The organism is Flavobacterium sp. (assembly GCF_031537875.1).
Classification (GTDB): domain Bacteria; phylum Bacteroidota; class Bacteroidia; order Flavobacteriales; family Flavobacteriaceae; genus Flavobacterium.
Map to the genome: position 1 here is coordinate 235,813 of NZ_JAVKNB010000016.1, position 21,163 is coordinate 256,975.

General features: G+C 32.9%; 16 protein-coding genes. 6 read left to right on the plus strand and 10 right to left on the minus strand.

The annotated features are described in order from the left end of the window. Window positions 1-37 precede the first annotated feature (37 nt). The 3 genes from RMR09_RS11170 to RMR09_RS11180 all read right to left on the minus strand — a co-directional run bounded on the left by RMR09_RS11170 (window position 38) and on the right by RMR09_RS11180 (window position 5,087). Window positions 38-1,675: a trehalose synthase gene (locus tag RMR09_RS11170; RefSeq protein WP_310595883.1), complete on the minus strand. Its 1,638-nt coding sequence runs from the start codon at window positions 1,673-1,675 to the stop codon at window positions 38-40. Continuing rightward, window positions 1,675-3,609, minus strand: coding sequence for an alpha-1,4-glucan--maltose-1-phosphate maltosyltransferase (locus tag RMR09_RS11175; protein WP_310595884.1), 1,935 nt, complete (start codon window positions 3,607-3,609; stop codon window positions 1,675-1,677). Before RMR09_RS11175 ends, RMR09_RS11170 begins: the two co-directional genes overlap by 1 nt. A 197-nt stretch (window positions 3,610-3,806) precedes the next feature. Continuing rightward, window positions 3,807-5,087: a glucose-1-phosphate adenylyltransferase gene (locus RMR09_RS11180; protein ID WP_310595885.1), complete on the minus strand. Its 1,281-nt coding sequence runs from the start codon at window positions 5,085-5,087 to the stop codon at window positions 3,807-3,809. Between the two features lie 144 nt (window positions 5,088-5,231). Between RMR09_RS11180 and RMR09_RS11185 the strand changes: the two genes are divergently transcribed. Further along, the gene (locus RMR09_RS11185) at window positions 5,232-6,101 is read left to right on the plus strand and encodes an alpha/beta hydrolase (RefSeq protein ID WP_310595886.1); all 870 of its coding nucleotides are present in this window, start codon (window positions 5,232-5,234) and stop codon (window positions 6,099-6,101) included. A 40-nt stretch (window positions 6,102-6,141) separates the two neighbouring features. Next, on the plus strand, window positions 6,142-7,494 hold the full coding sequence (locus RMR09_RS11190) for a M28 family metallopeptidase (RefSeq protein WP_310595887.1): 1,353 nt from the start codon (window positions 6,142-6,144) through the stop codon (window positions 7,492-7,494). 41 nt (window positions 7,495-7,535) lie between these two features. Here RMR09_RS11190 and menD read toward each other — a convergent pair whose 3' ends face one another. Next, window positions 7,536-9,197, minus strand: a complete 1,662-nt coding sequence (gene menD, locus RMR09_RS11195; RefSeq protein WP_310595888.1) for a 2-succinyl-5-enolpyruvyl-6-hydroxy-3-cyclohexene-1-carboxylic-acid synthase — start codon at window positions 9,195-9,197, stop codon at window positions 7,536-7,538. A 150-nt stretch (window positions 9,198-9,347) separates the two neighbouring features. On the opposite strand from menD, the gene RMR09_RS11200 reads away from it, so the two are divergent. The 3 genes from RMR09_RS11200 to RMR09_RS11210 are packed head-to-tail and all read left to right on the plus strand — an operon-like array spanning window position 9,348 to window position 12,049. Beyond that, window positions 9,348-10,574 carry a thioredoxin fold domain-containing protein gene (locus RMR09_RS11200; RefSeq protein WP_310595889.1) on the plus strand — a complete coding sequence of 409 codons (1,227 nt, stop codon included), beginning with the start codon at window positions 9,348-9,350 and terminating at the stop codon, window positions 10,572-10,574. Next, the gene (locus tag RMR09_RS11205; RefSeq protein ID WP_310595890.1) at window positions 10,574-11,071 is read left to right on the plus strand and encodes an N-acetyltransferase family protein; all 498 of its coding nucleotides are present in this window, start codon (window positions 10,574-10,576) and stop codon (window positions 11,069-11,071) included. The genes RMR09_RS11200 and RMR09_RS11205 overlap by 1 nt, the downstream gene beginning before the upstream one ends. 33 nt (window positions 11,072-11,104) lie before the next feature. Further along, the gene (locus tag RMR09_RS11210) at window positions 11,105-12,049 is read left to right on the plus strand and encodes a tRNA-dihydrouridine synthase family protein (protein WP_310595891.1); all 945 of its coding nucleotides are present in this window, start codon (window positions 11,105-11,107) and stop codon (window positions 12,047-12,049) included. Between the two features lie 71 nt (window positions 12,050-12,120). Here RMR09_RS11210 and RMR09_RS11215 read toward each other — a convergent pair whose 3' ends face one another. From RMR09_RS11215 to RMR09_RS11240, 6 genes are all read right to left on the minus strand, one after another. Then, the gene (locus RMR09_RS11215) at window positions 12,121-12,708 is read right to left on the minus strand and encodes a glutathione peroxidase (protein WP_310595892.1); all 588 of its coding nucleotides are present in this window, start codon (window positions 12,706-12,708) and stop codon (window positions 12,121-12,123) included. A gap of 67 nt (window positions 12,709-12,775) precedes the next feature. After that, the gene (locus RMR09_RS11220; protein ID WP_310595893.1) at window positions 12,776-13,279 is read right to left on the minus strand and encodes a hypothetical protein; all 504 of its coding nucleotides are present in this window, start codon (window positions 13,277-13,279) and stop codon (window positions 12,776-12,778) included. 10 nt (window positions 13,280-13,289) lie between these two features. Then, complete coding sequence (locus RMR09_RS11225) at window positions 13,290-14,705, minus strand: SUMF1/EgtB/PvdO family nonheme iron enzyme (RefSeq protein WP_310595894.1); 1,416 nt, start codon at window positions 14,703-14,705, stop codon at window positions 13,290-13,292. A 117-nt stretch (window positions 14,706-14,822) separates the two neighbouring features. Then, window positions 14,823-18,536: a hypothetical protein gene (locus RMR09_RS11230; RefSeq protein ID WP_310595895.1), complete on the minus strand. Its 3,714-nt coding sequence runs from the start codon at window positions 18,534-18,536 to the stop codon at window positions 14,823-14,825. Window positions 18,537-18,541: 5 nt separating this feature from the next. After that, on the minus strand, window positions 18,542-19,159 hold the full coding sequence (locus tag RMR09_RS11235; RefSeq protein ID WP_310595896.1) for a hypothetical protein: 618 nt from the start codon (window positions 19,157-19,159) through the stop codon (window positions 18,542-18,544). After that, window positions 19,156-19,638 carry a T9SS type A sorting domain-containing protein gene (locus RMR09_RS11240; RefSeq protein ID WP_310595897.1) on the minus strand — a complete coding sequence of 161 codons (483 nt, stop codon included), beginning with the start codon at window positions 19,636-19,638 and terminating at the stop codon, window positions 19,156-19,158. The genes RMR09_RS11235 and RMR09_RS11240 overlap by 4 nt, the downstream gene beginning before the upstream one ends. Before the next feature lie 297 nt (window positions 19,639-19,935). Between RMR09_RS11240 and RMR09_RS11245 the strand changes: the two genes are divergently transcribed. Further along, window positions 19,936-21,111, plus strand: a complete 1,176-nt coding sequence (locus tag RMR09_RS11245) for an AraC family transcriptional regulator (RefSeq protein ID WP_310595898.1) — start codon at window positions 19,936-19,938, stop codon at window positions 21,109-21,111. Window positions 21,112-21,163 lie beyond the last annotated feature (52 nt).

Genomic DNA, 21,163 nt, shown 5'->3' on the forward strand with positions numbered 1-21,163 from the left:
TATTTCTATAAGTAGTTACTCTACTTTTATTTTCAAATTATTTTTTATCAAATTCCATAATGCTTGCAATACCCGTCAACGGAATCACAGACCAACGCGGACGTGAATTCAACTCATAACCAAGTTCATACACTGCTTTTTCTAACAAGCAATATTTCAACAAAAAGTCAATTTCTTTGTTGTAACCAATATTCAAATTACCTGCTTGAGCAACTTCTACATAGGTTTGTAAAAATACGCCAACAAAATATTTGAATAACACTTCTCCTGCCTTAAACAACTCTTTTTGTTCAAACGGATACTTCTCTTTATTGTTGAAAATAGTTGCATAAATAGAATAATGAAAGGAGCGGAACATTCCCGCCACATCTTTCAATGGCGGCTGTTTTACTTTTCTATCCCGAATAGTACTTTCTGGTTCTCCTTCAAAATCTAAAATATAAAAATCATCGCCATTCACAAGGACTTGTCCCAAGTGATAATCGCCGTGAATTCGGATACGTTCCGATTTCATTTTAGTCCAATCAAAATCCAAGAATAATTTTCGAATTTCTTTTTTATGATCTAAAAATTGATTGGCCAAGTCTAATGCTAAACCATCTAATTTATGCAAATTATTTTCCAGAATATTCAATCGATTCTGAAATTGATAGGTCAATCTGTTTTTTAACCAAACCGTGTAATCACCATTGTAAGTAGTTGGTGTAAAAGCCGTTTCGTGTATATCACTTCCTAAGGCAATATGCATTTCAGCAGTACGTCTTGCTAAAGTTTGGATACGCAAAATAACACTCAATCCAGCCCAATCGATAATTTCTGGAGGTACTTCATTCAATCGTAATTTCTGAAACAGTTGAATATTAGGTAACCTATCAATATTTATTTTTTTCGAACTCAAATTAGAGAAAATTCGATCTACTTCGTCCAACATATATTTCCAAGCATCGCCCTGATTTGGAACTAATTCTTGCATTAATCCTAAAGTTATATCTCCTTCAGAAAAATTAACGCTAATACTTCCTTTGTATTCAGGCGAACTTTTAAAATTCATTCTTTCTGTTAGAAAACGACTAATTTCGTAGTCGGGATTCATACTGATATAGATGCGTCTAAAGATCTTTAATACTAAATTTTCATTGTAAATAATGGAAGTATTACTTTGCTCTACCCCCATGAATTTAGATGAAATATATTCTTTATCAACTAATTTCACCCCCTTGTGAAAATTCACTTTTGAAATGTCATTTTCTTTTGAGTTAATGATTTTATCAAAAAGTAATTTTCTAAAATCTTCTTGATGCAAAGCATCTACCAAAAAACCTTCCTTATCGTTCAATTTAACAGGAGCAATAATCGTATTGGTATCCAATTCCTCTTCTAACATAAAAGAAATAGGCATAAAATAATGTTGAAAGAAAGCTTCTTTAAAATTTACCTCCAACAGCACACCATAGTAATTATTGTTTTTTGAGGTAATTTTAAAAGAATCAACTACCTCGATATATTTCAATGTACTCGCCTTACCGCCATACCAACGCTTGTTGATAATGTAGTTTTCTAAAATATCTGACGAAAAAACTTTTACAAATTCTTCGTCATCAAAGGCATTTTTCCAATCTGTTTTAAAAACAAATGGATTTTGAAATTCGGCTTCGTTGATCTTGTGTTCTTTCATTATCGCTGAATTTTAAATAGATGAAATGGTAGTTCTGGCGAAAGTTCTATAAAATTCCACTCCTGATTCCAGTAATAACTATTTCCTGTAATCAAGTCAGTCACTTGAATTTGTTGTGTTCCTAATTGCTCTACCGGAATTCTGATTGAAGTTTGAATCGTATTAAATGGATCCAAATTCACTACCATCAGTGTTTCATTTTGTTTGTCGTCATCAAATTTATAATAGGCTAAAATTTGATCATTATGGGTATCACAAAAAACAATATTATTCGTTTGTTGCAATGACGATTGCTCTTTTCGAATGAAATTGATTCGGGTTATTAAAGTGGTTAATTTGTTTTGTACACTCCAATCCCATTTCACAAATTCATACTTTTCTGAATTGAGGTATTCTTCTTTGCCTGGAGCCATTGGTTCACAAACTCGGTATTCAAATACAGGTCCATAAATTCCAACACTAGAACTTAAAGTAGCTGCTAAGAAATACTTTTGCAAATGCACGGATTCGTTACCACTTTGTAATGCAAATGGATTGATATCAGGAGTATTCGGCCAGAAATTAGGTCGGTAAAATTCTTTTTGATCGGATTGCGTTAATTCAGTTACATATTCTGTCAATTCACTTTTTGAATTTCTCCAAGTAAAATACGTATACGATTGACTAAACCCTTGTTTGGCTAATTCATTCATTATTTTTGGACGCGTAAAAGCTTCCGCCAAGAACAGCACATCAGGATGTTTCTTCTTGATTTCGGCAATCAACCAACCCCAAAAATAAAATGGTTTTGTATGTGGATTATCTACTCTAAACACTCGAATGCCGCATTCTTCGACCCAAAATAAAGCCACATCAAGCAACTCTTTCCAAAGATTTTTCCAATCACTACTTTCAAAATAAATAGGTAAAATATCTTGGTATTTTTTAGGCGGATTTTCAGCATATTGTACCGTGCCATCAGGACGCCATTTGAACCATTGAGGAAATTCCTTTACATAAGGATGATCAGGAGCCGCTTGTAAAGCATAATCCATAGCCACCTCAATACCTAAATCTTTAGCTGTTTTTACTAGTGATTTAAAATCTTCAATAGTTCCTAATTCAGGATGAGTGGCTTTATGTCCGCCATATTGAGAACCTATTCCCCAAGGCGATCCTACATCTCCTGGCGCTGCATTCGTAGCATTGTTTTTTCCTTTTCGGTTCACTTCTCCGATAGGATGAATGGGAGGAAAATACAACGTATCAAATCCCATAGCGGCAACTCTTGGTAAAAGCGTTTCACAATCTTTAAATGTTCCATGTTTTCCTTCTTCTTGCGAAGCCGAACGTGGAAAAAATTCGTACCAAGTACTAAACAAAGCTTTTTCTCTATCCACATATACCTGAAGTTCTTGTGATTGATTCGCAAGAAAACGCGTAGGATATTTTTTGAAAATCTGCGTCAAATCATGAGATATTGCTTCACTAACCCCATTTTCATATTCAGAATCTGTCGTAAATAAAGTCACCACATTGTCTAAATATTTCTTTTCTTCTTTTGTTGCTAATGCAATAACCTCTTTTACATATTCGGCACCTTCTAATAATTCAGACTTCACATGCTGACTATCAAATATTTTTCGTTCTGTACCATGCTGCCAATTCAGCGCATAATCCACCCAACCTTCAACAAAATAAGTATATGTGCCTTGTTTTTCGACTTTAAATTCGCACTGCCATTCATCATTTTCCATAGGAATCATTCGAACTTCTTGCCATTTTTTATCCGATTGGTGTTTGAATTTTACACTACACTGAATTACATCATGTCCATCTGAAAAAACAGATGCAGTAACACGAACTTTTTGACCAACAATTCTTTTTATTGCAAAAGCACCTCCATCTAATTGAGGTGAAACATTTTCTATTATAATACGGGTTTGATACTGCATTGTATAAAATTATATTGAATTGGAAATTTAGTAAAAAAAATAGATACGCAAAACTTTACCCTAAAAATTATGGGTATTCTAAAAATAATAGATTTTGAATGCTAATAATTATAAATAAACTTAAAATTATCAACATTCACGCTATTATATTTTACCAATTGAGTTTTTTGCTTTTTAGGATAAAATAGCCCAAGTAACTACTTCACAACAAAATTATTTGGAATTATAGCTCCTTTTTTAATGACAACGATTCCATCTTTAACCGCGTACAATTCATTGGAACAGTTTTCTAAGTGCTTACCGCCATTAATATAAACATCATTTCCAATACGGACATTCTTATCAACAAGTGCATTATTGATAAAACAACGTTCTCCAATACCCACTAATAATTTGTCATTATAAATATCATCGTTCATATCCTCGATACTTTGATAGTAGTCATTTCCCATCACATAACTATTTTGAATAATAGTACCCACTCCTATACGGGAACGAATACCAATAACAGACTTATTAATTTCCTTTGCATTTAAGATACATCCTTCAGAAATGAGCGATTTATCTATTAATGTTTTCTGAAATTTAGAAGGAGGCAATAACCTTGGTCGTGTATAGATTTTATTTTCGTTATCAAATAAATTGAATTGTGGAATATCATCTGTCAATCCAATATTAGCTTCAAAAAACGAATCAATATTTCCAATATCTGTCCAATACCCTTCGTATTGGTAACTCAAGATTTTTTGATGACCAACAGCCTGAGGAATAATTTCTTTACCAAAATCTTTGGTGTCAGGATTTTTCATCAACTCCACCAATAATTTTCTGTTGAAAATATAAATCCCCATCGAAGCCAAATAATGTTTTCCTTGCGCTTTCATTTCGTCACTCACATCCGATTCCCACTTAGGCAATAATTCCGCTGCTGGCTTTTCAATAAAAGCTTCAATACAACTTTCTGCATTGGTTTTTAATATCCCAAACTCAGGTGCATCTTTAGCATTTACAGGCAACGTAGCAATAGAAATGTCTGCTTGAGCGGCAATATGCGCTTCAATCATTTCATTAAAATCCATTTGATATAATTGGTCTCCAGAAAGAATCAAAGCATAATCAAAATCATGATTTAAAAAATGAGGCATGCATTGACGCACCGCATCCGATGTCCCTTGGAACCAAGTTGGATTATCTGGAGTTTGTTCAGCAGCTAAGATATCAACGAACGAGTGGCTAAATACACTAAAATTATAGGTGTTTTTAATGTGTGCATTTAAGGAAGCCGAATTGAACTGAGTCAAAACAAACATTCTATAAATATCAGAATTCAAGCAATTGGAAATTGGAATATCTACTAATCGGTATTTTCCACCTATTGGAACTGCAGGTTTCGAGCGGGTTTCTGTTAATGGATACAATCGAGAACCTTGTCCTCCTCCTAAAATAATCGCAATTACATTTTTCTTTTTTGCCTTCATTTCCGAATGAATATTTAATGTTAGTAAAGTATTATGGATTCTTCAAAATATTGGGGTAATACATTGTTAATTAAAGTACTTTTATGTTTTTCTAAATTTAGTAAAAAAACGATTACTTTAGAACTTTCTTAAAGAATTACGACAATGTCAAAAAAACCAATAAATTCAGCTAAGCCTTTAGCGATTCCTAAAATTATTCTATGGATTAGTGCATTTTTAAGCCATATCTCTACAAGAGCCGTTACTGTATTTGCTGCAAAATTATTCACCACTCCCATCAAACACAAAGTACCTAAACGAGAATTAGGCATGGATAATAGTACTAAACAGCAATTAATTCTGATCCCTAACATCAATAAATCGATTATGGTGTATGAATATGGGAATAGTTCTAAAAAAGTGCTTTTAGTTCACGGTTGGTCCGGAAGAGGAACGCAACTTTTTAAAATAGCCGATGCTTTACTACAAGAAGGCTATGCTACTATTAGTTTTGATGCGCCTGCTCACGGAAAGTCACCAGGTAACTCAAGTATTATGCTCGAATTTATTGCCTCTATTTTTGAATTAGAAAAACAATTTGGCCCTTTTGAAATTGCTATTGGACACTCTTTAGGTGGAATGGCGGTGTTAAATGCTGCAAAATCAGGATTACAAGTACAAAAAATTGCGGTCATTGGAAGTGGAGATAGTGTTCAGGATATTTTGGATAATTTTATTCGAAGACTAAAATTAAAACCTATCATTAGTTTCAAATTGAGAGACTATTTCGAGAAAAAATATAACGAAGCAATGGATAACTTCTCAGCCTATAAAGCAGCGAGAACTCTAGACGTTCCTATATTAGTAATCCACGACAAAAACGATCTTGAAGTTCCAGTACAAGCTGGAATTAATATTCATCAACATTGTAAAAAAGGAGAACTTATGTTAACCGAAGGTCTAGAACACCGCAAAATATTAGGTGATTCTCAAGTAATTAAAAAAATAATTGAGTTTATAAAAATCAATAATTGAACTCTTTCAGTAACTTTAGCGCATCAATAAAATCCAATTTATGAAAACTACCTCTTTTATTTATACAATTCTAATGGGATTGATGTTTCAAATTAGTCCTGCACAAACAATTGTAAGCGATCCAGAAATTAAAAAAATGGTTTCGGAAGTTAGCGCTTCCAATATGGAAAATACGGTACGAAAACTAGTCTCTTTTGGCACGCGTCATACCTTAAGCGATACCAAAAGTAATACACGAGGTATTGGAGCTGCGCAACGCTGGGTAAAATCCGAGTTTGATAAATATGCTAAAGAATCCAACGGAAGATTATCTGCCGAAATTGATTATTTCACGGTTAAAGCAGATGGTAAAAGAATTGCTACTGATAGCCAATTAGGCAATGTAATGGCTACATTAAAAGGAACTGATCCAACCGATAATCGTGTTTTGATTATCAGTGGACATCTAGATTCACGAGCATCAGATGTAATGAATACTACAATTGACGCCCCAGGTGCCAATGACGATGGTTCTGGTGTCGCGGCGGTAATGGAAATTAGCCGAATTATGAGCAAAAGAGAATTTCCTTTTACGATTATTTTCGTTGCTGTTGTTGGAGAAGAGCAAGGATTATATGGTGCTAAACATTTAGCCGATAAAGCCAAAGCAGAAAATTGGAATGTTGTTGCCATGCTAAATAATGATATGATTGGCAATAGCTTATCAAACGGAACTGGTTTAAGAGATAATTTAAATGTACGCGTTTTTAGTGAAACTATTCCGTATTTAGAAACTGAAGCGGAAGCCAAAGTGAGAAAATCTACAAATCGTGAAAATGATAGTCCGTCACGTCAATTAGCACGTTACATTAAAACAACAACAAGTCAATATGTGGATCAATTGAATATTAATTTAGTATACCGAAACGACCGCTTTCTTAGGGGTGGAGACCATACTCCATTTTCGCAGAACGGATTTACCGCCATTCGCTTTTGCGAAATGAACGAGAACTACGATCATCAACATCAAGATATTAGACTAGAAAAAGGAACCCAATTTGGTGATTTACCTGAATTTATGGATTTTGAATATATGAGAAAAGTGACCTGTGCCAACTTGGCTACTTTGAGTAATTTGGGCTTGTCTCCTAAAGCACCGAATAATGTAGGAGTGAAAATAACGGAACTAACCAACTTTTCCGATTTAGTTTGGACAGCTCCAGAAGGGAAAAAAATTTATGGTTACAATGTATTAATCCGTGAAACATCTTCTTCTCATTGGGAAAAAACATTTTTTGTAAAAGACACGGTCACCTCCATTCCGTATTCAAAAGACAATTATTTCTTTGCCATACAATCCGTTGATGAATTGGGACATACTAGTTTACCCATTTTTCCAGTTCCTGTAAAATAAATATTCCAATAAAAAAGGCGTTCAATTGAACGCCTTTTTTATTAAACCAATTGTTTGAAGTAATCTAACAATATCGTATCGTTCTCACGAGTTGGAGTGAAGACTTCCAAAATAGCAGGTTGGTCATTTTGACCAAACAAATTAGTCAAAGCCTTTTCTAAACTATTTTCATCACTTGCAATAGAATAATTGAAACCATACATTTTTGCCAAATGTTCCGCAGTCAAACAATGTGAGGTTTCGAAAAAAGTATTAAAAACTGGTGTTTCTTCATGACCAGGTAGGATTCTAAAAATACCTCCGCCTCCATTATTAATCAAAATAATTTTGAAATCCTTGGGGATATAATTATTCCAAAGTGCATTGGTATCATACAAGAACCCAATATCTCCAGTTATAAAAGTGGTTTGTTTCCCATTGGCAACAGCCGCACCTATAGCGGTTGATGTAGCCCCATCTATCCCACTCGTTCCTCTATTGCAATACACTTCAATGGAAGCGTCTATCGGAATTAATTGCGCGTATCGAATAGCCGAACTATTACTAATTTGTAATTGGCTATTTTTTGGCAATTGAGGAATTGTTTTCTCAAAAACTTTAAAATCAGAAAAAGGAATTGTTGATAAATACTCCTCGTGTTTTATTTTTCTACTTCGCTTTACACTATCTAATTGTTGTGCATAATTACTTGCTGCTGATTGTGTCAAAGGAAGAAATTGATCAAAAAACAATTGCGGACTGATTTCAAAGTGCTTGGTTAAAGCATTAAACGTATCATAAGCTCTTAAACTGTCAATATGCCAATGATGTTGTGGTTTGAATTTTCTCAGAAACGCTTTGATGCGTTTAGAGACTACCATTCCGCCAAAAGTAACTAGAATTTCAGGTTGAAAATTCTGAAAATCTTCAGGCGTAAAAGGCGTAATAATCGTATCTATATTTGCAATGAAACTAGGATGATGCAAATTTGAAGTCGTTTCAGTCAATACCACTACCGAAGGATCGTTTGCCAATAAATCAATCGTTTTTTCATCAATAGCTTTGGGTTCGTTTACACCCACCAATACCATTTTTTTGGTAGACTGATTCCAAATCTCAGAAAACAAAGTTAAATCTCCAAGTGATTTTTCTGTATTGTCATTTGTGAAATTTGAAATAAATGGCTGAATAAACATCTCCGCAACCGTTTCGTACAAAGGTTCTTCAAAAGGAGCGTTAATATGCACTGGTCCTTTTTTGGCGGAAGCCGTGTCCAAGGCTTCGTTTATTTTGATGTCGTTTTCTAGACCTGCCAATTCTTCCAAATTCGCATTGTATAAAGAATGATTCGCAAATACATTTTCCTGACGAATAGTTTGCCCATCGCCAATATCAATTTTACTCTGTGGTCTATCTGCAGAAAGTACCACCAAGGGAATTTGACTATAAAACGCTTCGGCAAAAGCGGGATAATAATTCAATAAGGCAGAACCTGAAGTGCAAACTAAAGCCACTGGTAGCTTGGTTTGTTGTGCTATTCCTAAAGCAAAAAATCCGGCCGAACGCTCGTCAGCAATACTGTAACATTGAAAAGCAGGATTCGATGCAAAACCAATAGTTAAAGGTGCATTACGAGAACCGGGTGAGATTACTATTGTGGTGATTCCTTTGGCTAACAAAATCTCAAGGATGCTTTGCGCTAAAGGTATTTTGGGGTATATCATGTTTCTGAATACTTCTTTTAGAATAAAAACTCAAATGAGAAACAAATTTACGATTGTAATTCCATTCTGTTAGTAAAATCCGATATAAATTTGAGGTGGATTCTAAAAAACAAAATATATTTGTAGCCAATATTAAAATTAATAAAAGTTATGAAGCCCCACTTTAAACACCTAATTTATTCATTTATTCTATTTTGCAGTTTATCCATTCAAGCTCAAGACTCTATTCGTTTTGATCAGAGTGGATTGGAGGCGGTAATGCAGCGTGCCAAAATAGAGAAAAAACCAATATTTTATATGGTCTATGCTGATTGGTGTCCGCATTGCAAAAACATCAAAGCAACTACGCTAAAAGATGCTGACGTAATTACATTTATGAATGCAAATTATATCTTTGCAGGATTGGATTTTGAAAAACCAGGATCAGAATCTTTTAAAGAAAAATATAAAATTAAATCCTTTCCTACTTTCCTAGTTTTAGATGAAAATGGAATTGAATTATCTCGTTTTACAGGAGAATTAAAAAAGGATAAATTCCTTACGGAAGTTAAAATTGCACTAAATCCAAAACAACAACTACCTTATTTAAAAGAAGAATACGAAAAAGACAAAACCAATGGAATCAATTTAATGCGTTATTTAGTTGCATTGAAAAAAGGAAATGAAAGAAAAGAATTGAATCCAATTGCTCATGACTATTTTGAAAAAATTACAGATGACAAAATGGTAAGTGAAGTCAACTGGAAGATATTTACTAATGGGATAACCGATATTGAATCTAGAGAATACAAATTTGTAATTGTCAACCAACAAGCATTTGCTGCTATTACTTCTCAAAAACGAGTAAATGATAAGTTTGTTAACAGTATAATTGAATTATTAAAACCTATTGTTAAAACTAACGATACAGCTGCTTACAAAAAACAACGCGCTGTTGCACAAACTATTATGTCACCAGTAGTAGATTCTTTATTATTTCAATACGATTTAGATCATTATGAAGCGAATAAAGATTGGACAAAATACAAAAAAGTAGCCGCTGAAAATATTAAAAAACACACTTGGAATAGTCCTAAAGCAATCAAAGAAATTGTTTTAAATGTAATGCGCAATTCAACTGACGCTCCAAGCTTAAATCAATCTTTAACTTGGATCAAACACTCCAATGAATTAGAAGAATCCTATGATGGGATTTTGCTTGAAGCTCGTGTTCAAAGAAAACTCAATAATATCCCTACAGCTATAGCAATGACAAAAAAAGCAAAAGCGTTTAGTACTAGTATGGGATGGGATGGCAAAGAAGCAGATAAATTACTTGCCGATCTTTTAGAAAGACAAAAAACACCTACCAAACCAAGTCCGAAAACCAAAAAATAATGGGAATTACAATTCGGAATTATCAAAAATCAGATGCTGTAGCAATACTTGATATTATCAATTATAATATTTTGAATGCTACAGCTTTGTATGATTATACAATTCGAAGTTTAGCACAACAAGAATCGATTTTAGAATCCAAAATACAATCAGGGTTCCCTGTAATTGTAGCAGAAAATAATGGTGAAGTTGTTGGCTTCGGAATGTATTCTGAATTTCGTTTTAGAGAAGCCTATAAGTTTACCGTTGAGCATTCTGTTTATGTAAATCAGACTTATCAAGGTTTAGGTATTGGCAAACTCTTATTAACCGAATTGATTCAATTGGCAAAGAAACAAGGATTACATACTATGATTGGCGTAATTGATGCCGAAAACCAGAATAGTATTGACTTTCACCATCAATTTGGTTTCAAAACGGTTGGAATAATTAAAGAGTCTGGTTTCAAATTTGGAAGATGGCTTGATTCTGTTTTTGTTCAATTGATTTTAGATTAAAAACAATCGTATCTTTGCTCCATAACCAATAGTATGGATTTTACTTTACTCTCCTCGCCTTTACAAGGATTTACTGATTTTCGATTTAGAAATGCCGTCAACACTTATTTTGGAGGAATTGACACCTACTACTCCCCTTACATTCGATTGAATGGTAAGATGGTGATCAAATCGTCTTATGAAAGAGATTTATTACCTGAGAATAATTTAGACTTGGAAGTGATTCCGCAAGTAATCACCAATGATGCTGATGAGTTTTTATTTGTTGCCAAATATGTTCGGGAATTAGGTTATAAAGAGTTGAATTGGAATTTGGGTTGTCCCTATCCAATGGTGACAAAATCAGGCATGGGATCGGGTTTAATTAGCAACACCGAAAAAATAAATACTATTTTAGAAAGAGCGCATGCTGAATCGGATATTTTAGTATCCATGAAAATGCGTTTAGGGTATGATACCACCGAAGAAATTTTAGATGTATTACCAATTTTAGACAAATACCCCATTAAAAATATTGCGATTCACGCCAGAATTGGCAAGCAATTGTACAAAGGCGGCGTACATTTGGACGCATTCCAACATTGTATTGACAATACTAAGCACAAGTTATACTACAACGGAGATATTACCTCTGTTACCAAGTTTAAAGAAATGCAAGAACGTTTTCCAAGCATCGATCACTGGATGATTGGTAGAGGCTTAATTGCTGATCCATTCTTGCCTAGCATGATAAAAAAAGATACCATTGAATATCCCGAAAACAAAATGGCGTTATTCAGTGATTTTCACGAAACTTTGTACCAAGGTTATAGCGAATCGCTTTCAGGACCAGCTCATATTTTATTAAAAATGCACCATTTATGGGAATACTTTTCGGTTATCTTCTCCAATCCGCATAAGGTATTGAAGAAAATCAACAAGACTAAAAACATTCGGAATTACGAATTGGCTGTAAAAGAAATTATTGCAGCAGAATAGTAGCCCAAAACAAAAAAGAGATTTTCAGTTGTTGAAAATCTCTTTTTTAATTCCTATTTCTAATTATAAAATTACCCTTTTATCCAATTGACAATTTCAGCATCTGTTGGCAACGTTCTTGGAGAAATTACCTTTACTAATTCTCCTTTTTCATTCAATAGATATTTTTGAAAGTTCCATTCCACTTCCGAATCTTGTAAACCATTTTTCGATTGTTTAGTCAAAAATTGGTACACCTCACACATGTCGGTTCCTTTTACAGATACTTTTGCCATCATTGGAAAACTCACGCCATAATTCAAATGGCAAAACTGCGCAATTTCTTCATTAGTGCCTGGTTCTTGTGAAGCAAAGTTATTAGCCGGAAATCCTACAATAACAAACCCTTTGTCTTTATACATTTTATACAGAGCTTCTAAATCTTTGTATTGTGGAGTTAATCCGCATTTTGAAGCGGTATTTACAATCATTACTTTCTTACCTTTCAAAGAGGCAAAATCAAAAGTAGCACCTGATAAATCAGTTACTTTAAATTGATGAATAGATTGTTTAGTCATAGTTACATTAGTTGAAGTTGACGGAGTATTACTAATAGTTTGCGCTTTGTTTTGACAGCTGAAAAGGAATACGATACAGGAAAGAAGGGAAGCTAGTTTCATGGTTATTTTTTTATAAATATAGTATAAAAAAATAAGCTGTCCATCGGGACAGCTTATTTATATTAAATTATTGACAAATAGTTTGAAAAACTGTTTTTTGCTGACTGTCATACCCTAAACCTCCATAATAGATAGATTCAACTAAAAAGGATTGACATGTTGACTGAACTACTACTACTTCTTGACTTCCAAAACCTTGACCTCCAGAGTAAATTGATTCTACTGTTATTGGTGCACATATTGATTGTATATTCATGCCTATTTGACTTCCGTATCCTCCTCCTCCATAAAAAATGGATTCAACAGGTACTGCAGTACAAATCAATTGTGAAAGCATATTAGCTTGGTTTCCATACCCTTCTCCTCCAAAATAGATAGATTCCACTTGTAACGGTGAACACATATTTTGAATTAATTGTTTTTGGTTCGACCCGAAACCTTTACCACCAGAGAACATAGTAGAAATTATACTTTTGGAATTTATAACTCCTCGCATACTAGGTAAATTAATTTGTGCCATAGCAAAATTCATCCCAAAGAATAGATAGAACAGTATAATTGCTTTATACATAATCGTTTATTTAATAAGATCGTACCCCTCTACCTCCTTGATAATGTCCATAATTATCAAATTGAGTCCATTGTCTAGCTGATACATCTTGCCATACATCCTGCCAATTAGCACCTCCTCCTCTCACAATGATTCTATTCGATATCCATTCAGTCATATCAGTAGATCCATTATTGTTAGAATCTCCATTTTCATATAAATTTCCATCACCATTAGCAGTAGTGAAATTGGAATAGTCTATTCCCCATCCACCTATACAGGATTCCCAAACTCCTCCTGTCATATCTAAAACACCATAATAAGTTGCTCCGGCGTGAACTCTATCAGAAATTGCTGTCGCATACATACCTGTTCTATACAAAGTATCAGTACCACAGTTTGTTGCGCCTAAACCTGATCTTCTATTGTATTCTGTAGATTTTCCGCGATCCGCCATATCAAATTCTCTGAACATATCTGTTGATCCCCAAGCAAATTCATTCATCACAGGAGTAATTGGCCCTCTACATATTTTTTCATATTCAAATTCCGTCATAGGTCTAATTGCAGCCCAATCCAAAAAAGCAAAGAAATTTTTCATATTCAATACTACGGGGAATCCTAAACCATCAGAGTCCTCATTATAGACACCATTATTATCAAAATCATTTGCATACACTGCAGGAGACAATTGAGTAACTGATTGTCCAGGAGTTGCAATTACAATATTTGCAGATCTATTCCCACAAGGCCAACAATGAAATTGTGTTCCTACAGGAGATGTTGGAGGAGTTGTATTAGCATTATAATCCCGCTGCATTCTTAATTGCTGCTTGTATGTTAATGTATTTAAAAAAGATACGTATTGTGCAGCCGTAATTTCATATTTCATACAGTAAAATCGATTATATCCTAAGGGGAAAGTAGTAGGAAGTGCGACTGAAGACCCCAAATTATCTTTTTGATAATTAGATACACTCCCTAGACCCGAAGATTGTACTGAAGCGTCAATTAATTTGGGGTTATTTGAATTTCCATCTGTAAAACATCTAAGATCTGATCTTCCATCACCAATATAAAATTGCCCCTGAGGAATATTTACCATCTCCACTCCATACACTCCTATATTATCAGAACCTATAGCAGTTGCTAAAGTCAATGTAACCGTTGCTAGATTAATATTACCAATTCCAGCCGCATTTCTTCTAATAAATACTCCTTTATTATCTGCAACCGTATCAACTCGTAATTGTGAACCCGTTACCGAATGCCCTGAACCAGCTAAATCAGCATGAGTCCATGGACTTGTTGAACCACTTACACACGTTTGTCTTTTTATAAAGATCCAAACAGCATCCCAGTTAGAAGGGCCTGTCGTTACATTCCAACTATTGTCCCATTTAATAGTAAAGGTTACTGTATTCCCACTAACAGTCGGATTTCCCATTATTAAATTATTTGCAAAACTCTGAAAGCTGATTGCAAAAAATAATATTGCTATTACCGTACTTTTTTTCATAATATATGTGTTAAAAATTAAAAATTCTTTATTATATTTTTTTGATTATTGCATATCTCCTGCAGTGACTATAATATCTCCACCAATACTAACCACAGTTACAATGGCATAATTTCCAGCTGTAGATGTATAATTATTTCTATTTTTTATTGTTACCCCTGTTTCTCCTGCTAAATTGATTATATTGGCATCAATACTTTTTTGTAGGATCATACAATTGAATCCTTTAGGTAATTGGCTACCAAAAGTAATTGTAATAGGATTTGATGGATTGCAAATCAACACCCTTCCTTTATATTGTTCCACATTGGTAGTATTTATCGTTAAATCTGAAGTTATTTCATCACTAATTGCAGCATTAGCAGTAATAGAACCATAAGTATTAACATTAGTTACTAAGGTATTTCCAAGTTGAATTGTATTATTTGAAGCTACTGTTGCACCAAATCCTATAGCAGTTGCATTAGTAATTCCAGTTGATGAAACAACAGTAGAAGAACCAATTGCAGTATTATTAGAACCTGTTGTATTAGTTGAGAAAGCATTTAATCCAATGGCAGTATTATTATTTCCTGTAGTACTATTAATTAAGGCATTTGTACCAACCGATGTATTCCCTGTTCCAGATGTATACATCAAAGAACGACTACCTACACCTGTATTATTAGAACCCGGAATAGATTCACTAATCGCTTCATTACCAATAGCAGTATTAGACCACGAATCTGTATTTTTTTGTAAAGCATATGTCCCTATAGCAGTATTCCAACTCCCACTGGCATTGCTCGACAAAGAAAAATTACCAATGCCAATATTTCTGTTGTCTGTATTACTTCCAGAGCCTCTTCCGAATTTAGTATTATTAATGGTTAATTCTGAACTAAATGCTTTATTACCTGCAATTGTTTGATCAGTTGTTAAGTTTACAAAATTTGAAGTTGAGATAGTTGATGGTGTAGTCCATGATACAATTCCTAAACCATTTGTAGTTAACACTTGTCCCGAAGTTCCATCTGTATTAGGTAAAGTAATTGTGCCTGTAGTTAATTTTCCACTAGCTTTTACATTCCCAGTTACTTCTAATTTTTCAGAGGGGGATGTATTTCCAATTCCCATTTTACCATTTTGATCAACAACCAATAAAGTGCTTGGCGCACTGTTTCTCAATTGCAAAATATCACTACCTGCTTTTCCATCCACAGTTAATGCAACATTTTCATTATAACCATGACTATTTCCACTTGCATCAAGTAGTGTTCCTGTCCCCCCCCATACTACTAGTCCATTCCCAGCTATGTGTACTTTAGAATTAGCATAATTTGATGTAGTTCCAACACCAAGAGTGCCTGTTATATTACCACCAGTTACTGGTAAATATCCAGATAACGATGTCGAATTCAAATAATCTGTTCCTGCTACCGCAGCAGTAATATTACCATTCCCATCCGATTTTAGTATTCCATTAACAGAATTTAAATTGTTTGATGTTAGGATACTAACATTAAAATAGTCAAGAAAGAAACTACCGCCTCCCATTGCATTTGGATCAAAACCTATTGGATGAAAAACTAATTTTCTAATTCCATTAAAATTAATATTGATATTTGAATAACTAAATAAATTAAGTGACGAAGTTGCAACAGTAACTGTTCCTACTAAATTCCCAGCCGCATTATATCCTTTAAATTCAACCGATGTAGCCGTACCGTTCATATCTCTTTGTATATACAAAGAAGCTAAATTAAAATCTTTTGATCCTTCTAAAGTAAAATCTTGAGAATCTGGTGCAATAATCGAATATGAACCTTGATAGGCTGTTCCATTATAATCCCTTGTATTTGCCCAACCGCTAGTTATTGTCCATTGAGTATTTAATTCTATCCAGTTTTGAGCACTAAAAACTCCTGTCTCAAAATTTAAATACCCAGAAGTTTGAGAAGAAGATGAAACAATATCTGAAGTACTAAGTGATTGCCAACTTGGTACTGTTGCACTTCCGCTAGAACCAACAGAACTTAAAAATTTTCTTGTGCTTGATGTATTAGCGGCAAGAAAACTAGTTGTATTTGAACTAGTTTGATAAGGTAGTTGTCCTACAGTACCTCCTGTAATATTTGAAGCCGTAGATGCATTTCCAGATAAATTAGCAATAATATTAGAACTAAACGTTTTTGTTCCTGAAATCGCTTGATTGGTTGTTATATCCACAAATTTTCCTGTTACAGCATCAGAAACAAAAGCAGTAGTGGCCAGTTGAGTGGTATTAGTACCTGAAACAGCAGTTGGAGCAGTTGGTACTCCTGAAAAAGCAGGGGAAATACTATTGGCTTTTAGGCCCAAATCAGTAGTTGTAACATACGAACTTAAATCTTGATCACCCGTATTGGTTCCTGTGATAGCCGCTAATTTGGTTTTCTCAATAGTAGTATAATCATTCGAAGACAAATCCTTACCTACTACTTTATCAACTTTAGCTGCTAATGCTGTAATAGTTGCATACGAACTCAAATCCTGATCGCCTGTATTAATACCTGAAATTCCAGCCAGTTTTGTTTTTTCAGCAGTAGTATAATCATTTGTAGACAATTCTTTACCGGATACTTTGTCTACTTTAGTAGTTAATGCTGTAGTAGTTGCATACGAACTCAAATCCTGATCACCTGTATTAATACCTGAAATTCCGGCCAGTTTTGTTTTCTCAACAGTAGTATAATCATTCGAAGACAAATCCTTGCCTACTACTTTATCTACTTTAGTAGTTAATGCTGTAGTAGTTGCATACGAACTCAAATCCTGGTCACCAGTATTCACCCCAGAAATCGCAGCTAATTTGGTTTTCTCAACAGTAGTATAATCATTTGTAGACAATTCTTTACCCACTACTTTATCAACTTTAGTAGCTAATGCTGAAGTAGTTGCATACGAACTCAAATCCTGATCACCTGTATTAATACCTGAAATTCCAGCTAGTTTTGTTTTCTCAACAGTAGTATAATCATTCGAAGACAAATCCTTACCTACTACTTTATCTACTTTAGTAGTTAATGCTGAAGTAGTTGCATACGAACTCAAATCCTGATCACCTGTATTAATACCCAAAATTTCAGCCAGTTTTGTTTTTTCAGCTGTAGTATAATCATTTGTAGACAAATCCTTACCTACTACTTTATCTACTTTGCTACTTAAAGCTGTTTGTGTAGCTATACTAAGTGGTTTATTCAAATCACTCGTATTATCTACATTTTGTAATTGCAAATTAGTTTTCGCTCCTATTAAAGTGCTAGAATTAGTACCACCATGAGCAATACTAACTACACCTGAAACAGTTGCAGCACTATTAGCAGCTAAAGCATAAGGAACATAAGTTAATACTTGATTACTTATTTCATAAAAATTAGAACAACTACCCGATTCGTCTAAACTGACTTTTAAATTTTTTCTAGAATTTGACCAATCAATAGCATTAAATGAGCTTGCATAACCTCCTATTTGTGTTCCGTTACCAATAACTAAATTCACCATTCCAAAATCATCTGTGGTGACAGTTACTTTCTCTTGGTATTCAATTTGAGTATTTTCATCAACAATACCAAATTGTAAACAAATGGGTTTATTGACTAAAGGAGAATTAGAATTATGAATCCCAGGAATAGATTCTCCACCTGTACTATAAATAACCGCTTGGTAGGTAATCCCATTATTTTGAGCAAATGTCAAAACTGATACTAATAAACTTATTAGAAGTAGTGTTTTTTTCATAATGATTAATTATTAATGTTAAAATGAAGCCCAAAAACAATTTGATTGGTAGATATATTTACATACTCTTTATTTGTAAGAGAGGGTTTAAAAGAAACCGAATGATTATAACCTAATGAGATATATCCATAGTCCTTAATTTTATATTTAGCCTTAAATCCTAAATAAGGAATCAATTTTAAACCTGAAAATTCAGAATGATTACTAATGTCATAGATAGCCCCATTAATTTCTTGTTTTCCATAAATTATTGAAGATAAATTCATCCCGACGAGCGGGACTAATTTAATATTCTGAATTTCAACAAATTCATATTCAAATCCAGCTCTAATCCCTAAATACTTTGTATTCCATTTATAAGAATTTACCGTATTTCCTGCCAAAGCATTATACTCATTAAGTCCTAGTCCGAAATTATACATCAATTTTTCTTTACTTGAAGGAAGTAAATAAGCAATTTCATAAAAAGAACCTGAACCTGATTGTAAAGGAGTTCCCGTATACGTTTCTGGATTTTTTAAATTATATTGAGTAAAATTAGTTCCTACATTAAAGGAAATTTCTTGTGATCTAACAGTATAGAATGACAGAAAAACAAATAGAATTAGTAGTTTTTGTTTCATTGGGTTTGAATTATTTGTGTTGAGTAATTATAATTAGGTGCCGATAATTTGACTAGATATTCATTCTGAGAAAAATGCAGATTATCTAATGTCAAAATATTTTGTGAGGCTTCTTTTTGTACTTTGTATACTAATCTTCCTAATAAATCAAAAACGGTTACGGTAATCAATCCGCTAATTGGACTAGAAAATTGAAAATTAAGTTGATCTACAAATGGATTAGGATAAGTCGTAGTCGAAATGAAATTTGAAACAGAAGATACTCCTGATTTAGCAATAAGACTTTGTTGAAATCCTTGACCAATAATTGAATTCGATACCTTATAATTGCCTATCACACTTTGTTGACCAATAGTCTGGTTTACTAAAGTACCTGTGGGTAAAACATTTGAACTTCCTTGTGAAGAAAGCATTTGATGATGAACTTGTTGTCCATATAAAGAAAATCCTATAAAGAATAAAAGTAGTTGTTGTTTCATGTAGTTGGGGATATTTTATACAATAGTACAACAACCCTAATCTTGAAAAAATATCTTAACCAAACTGCAGCTTATTTTTAAAGATTAAAATAACAACTTTTAAGTATTTAGTAAGTAGTTTGAAATCTCACTAATCCTTTTTTAAACAAATAGTAACTACTAAAATTTGCGAATACTACTAAAAAATAAATAATATTACGAGACAATGTATTATATTTGTATATCACTATTATACTAAACAAAACTAGTCTTCCCCCTTTCTAGATGAAATAAATATTTAATTTATTCCTACATCAGATGATTGAAAATTTAATAATTTCTTTTTCAGGACTTATAGGCTTTTTAACGATTTTTCTAATTCTTTTGCGTTACAGAACAAATCGAATTACAAATAGCTATCTTATTATTATTTTTCTCATTGTATCCACCAGAATGTTGTTAATTGGGAGTTTTACAATTATAAATGACTCTTTTATACTGATAATTCTGAATAAATATAATAATCTTTTAATAGCGATTGTTCCTTGTATTTATTTGTATTTTTTCAATCTAATCAAGGATCTTAAAAAAATAGAAATTAAAAATTATATTCATTTCATAATTCCATTATCATTCAATTTAATTGACTATTTTTTAGAAAATTATGATTTAAAAACAGTCAATACTGCTTACTATTATTACATATTTTTTACGATTTATACTTTTGCGTATTTTATACTTATATACAATTTATTAAATAAAAACATATGGAATAGAACAGGAGAAATTAGAATTGTAATTCAACAAAACCAACTCATACGAAAATGGAGTATTTATTTATTTTCATTTTTTGTAATCATTGCAATACGATTAATTGCCGTTTTGTTTTTAGAAATAAATAATAATAATTATAATTTCGGTTCTAGCTATTTATGGATTTCTAGTGTTTTATGGCTAATTATTTATTTTAAAATTATTACCTCTCCTGAGATATTGTATGGATACAATTTTTTAAATGAAAAAATCACTGAACAGAAGCGATCTGAAAATGCGACTATTTCATTTTGGACAGATACACCGATATCAGAAATAAACAATATCCAAGATTTACAATTAAAAGAAAAAATAAAAAGTTCTATAAAAAAATACATGGGAGAAGTAGACCAATTTTCATTTCACCATCAAGCTTATAGAAATGCTAAATTTTCACTTACTGATTTAAGTAATAAATTAAATATTCCAAAAAGTCACCTTACCTATTTATTCAAATACCATTCTAAAATATCTTTTCCTGAATACAAAAAAATTGTTCGTATCCAAGATGGATTGGAATTAATACACTCAGGTTATTTAACGACAAACACTTATGAATCATTAGCTAAAGAGATTGGTTTTACAGCTTATAACACTTTCTTTGTAAGCTTTAAAGATGTGACAGGAATTACGCCTCAAGAATACTTAGTCAGACTACTAAAAAACAAACATTTTGAATAGTTCAAAAAAAAAGGTTCAACTTATGTTGAACCTTTTTTTAGCAGAATACTAT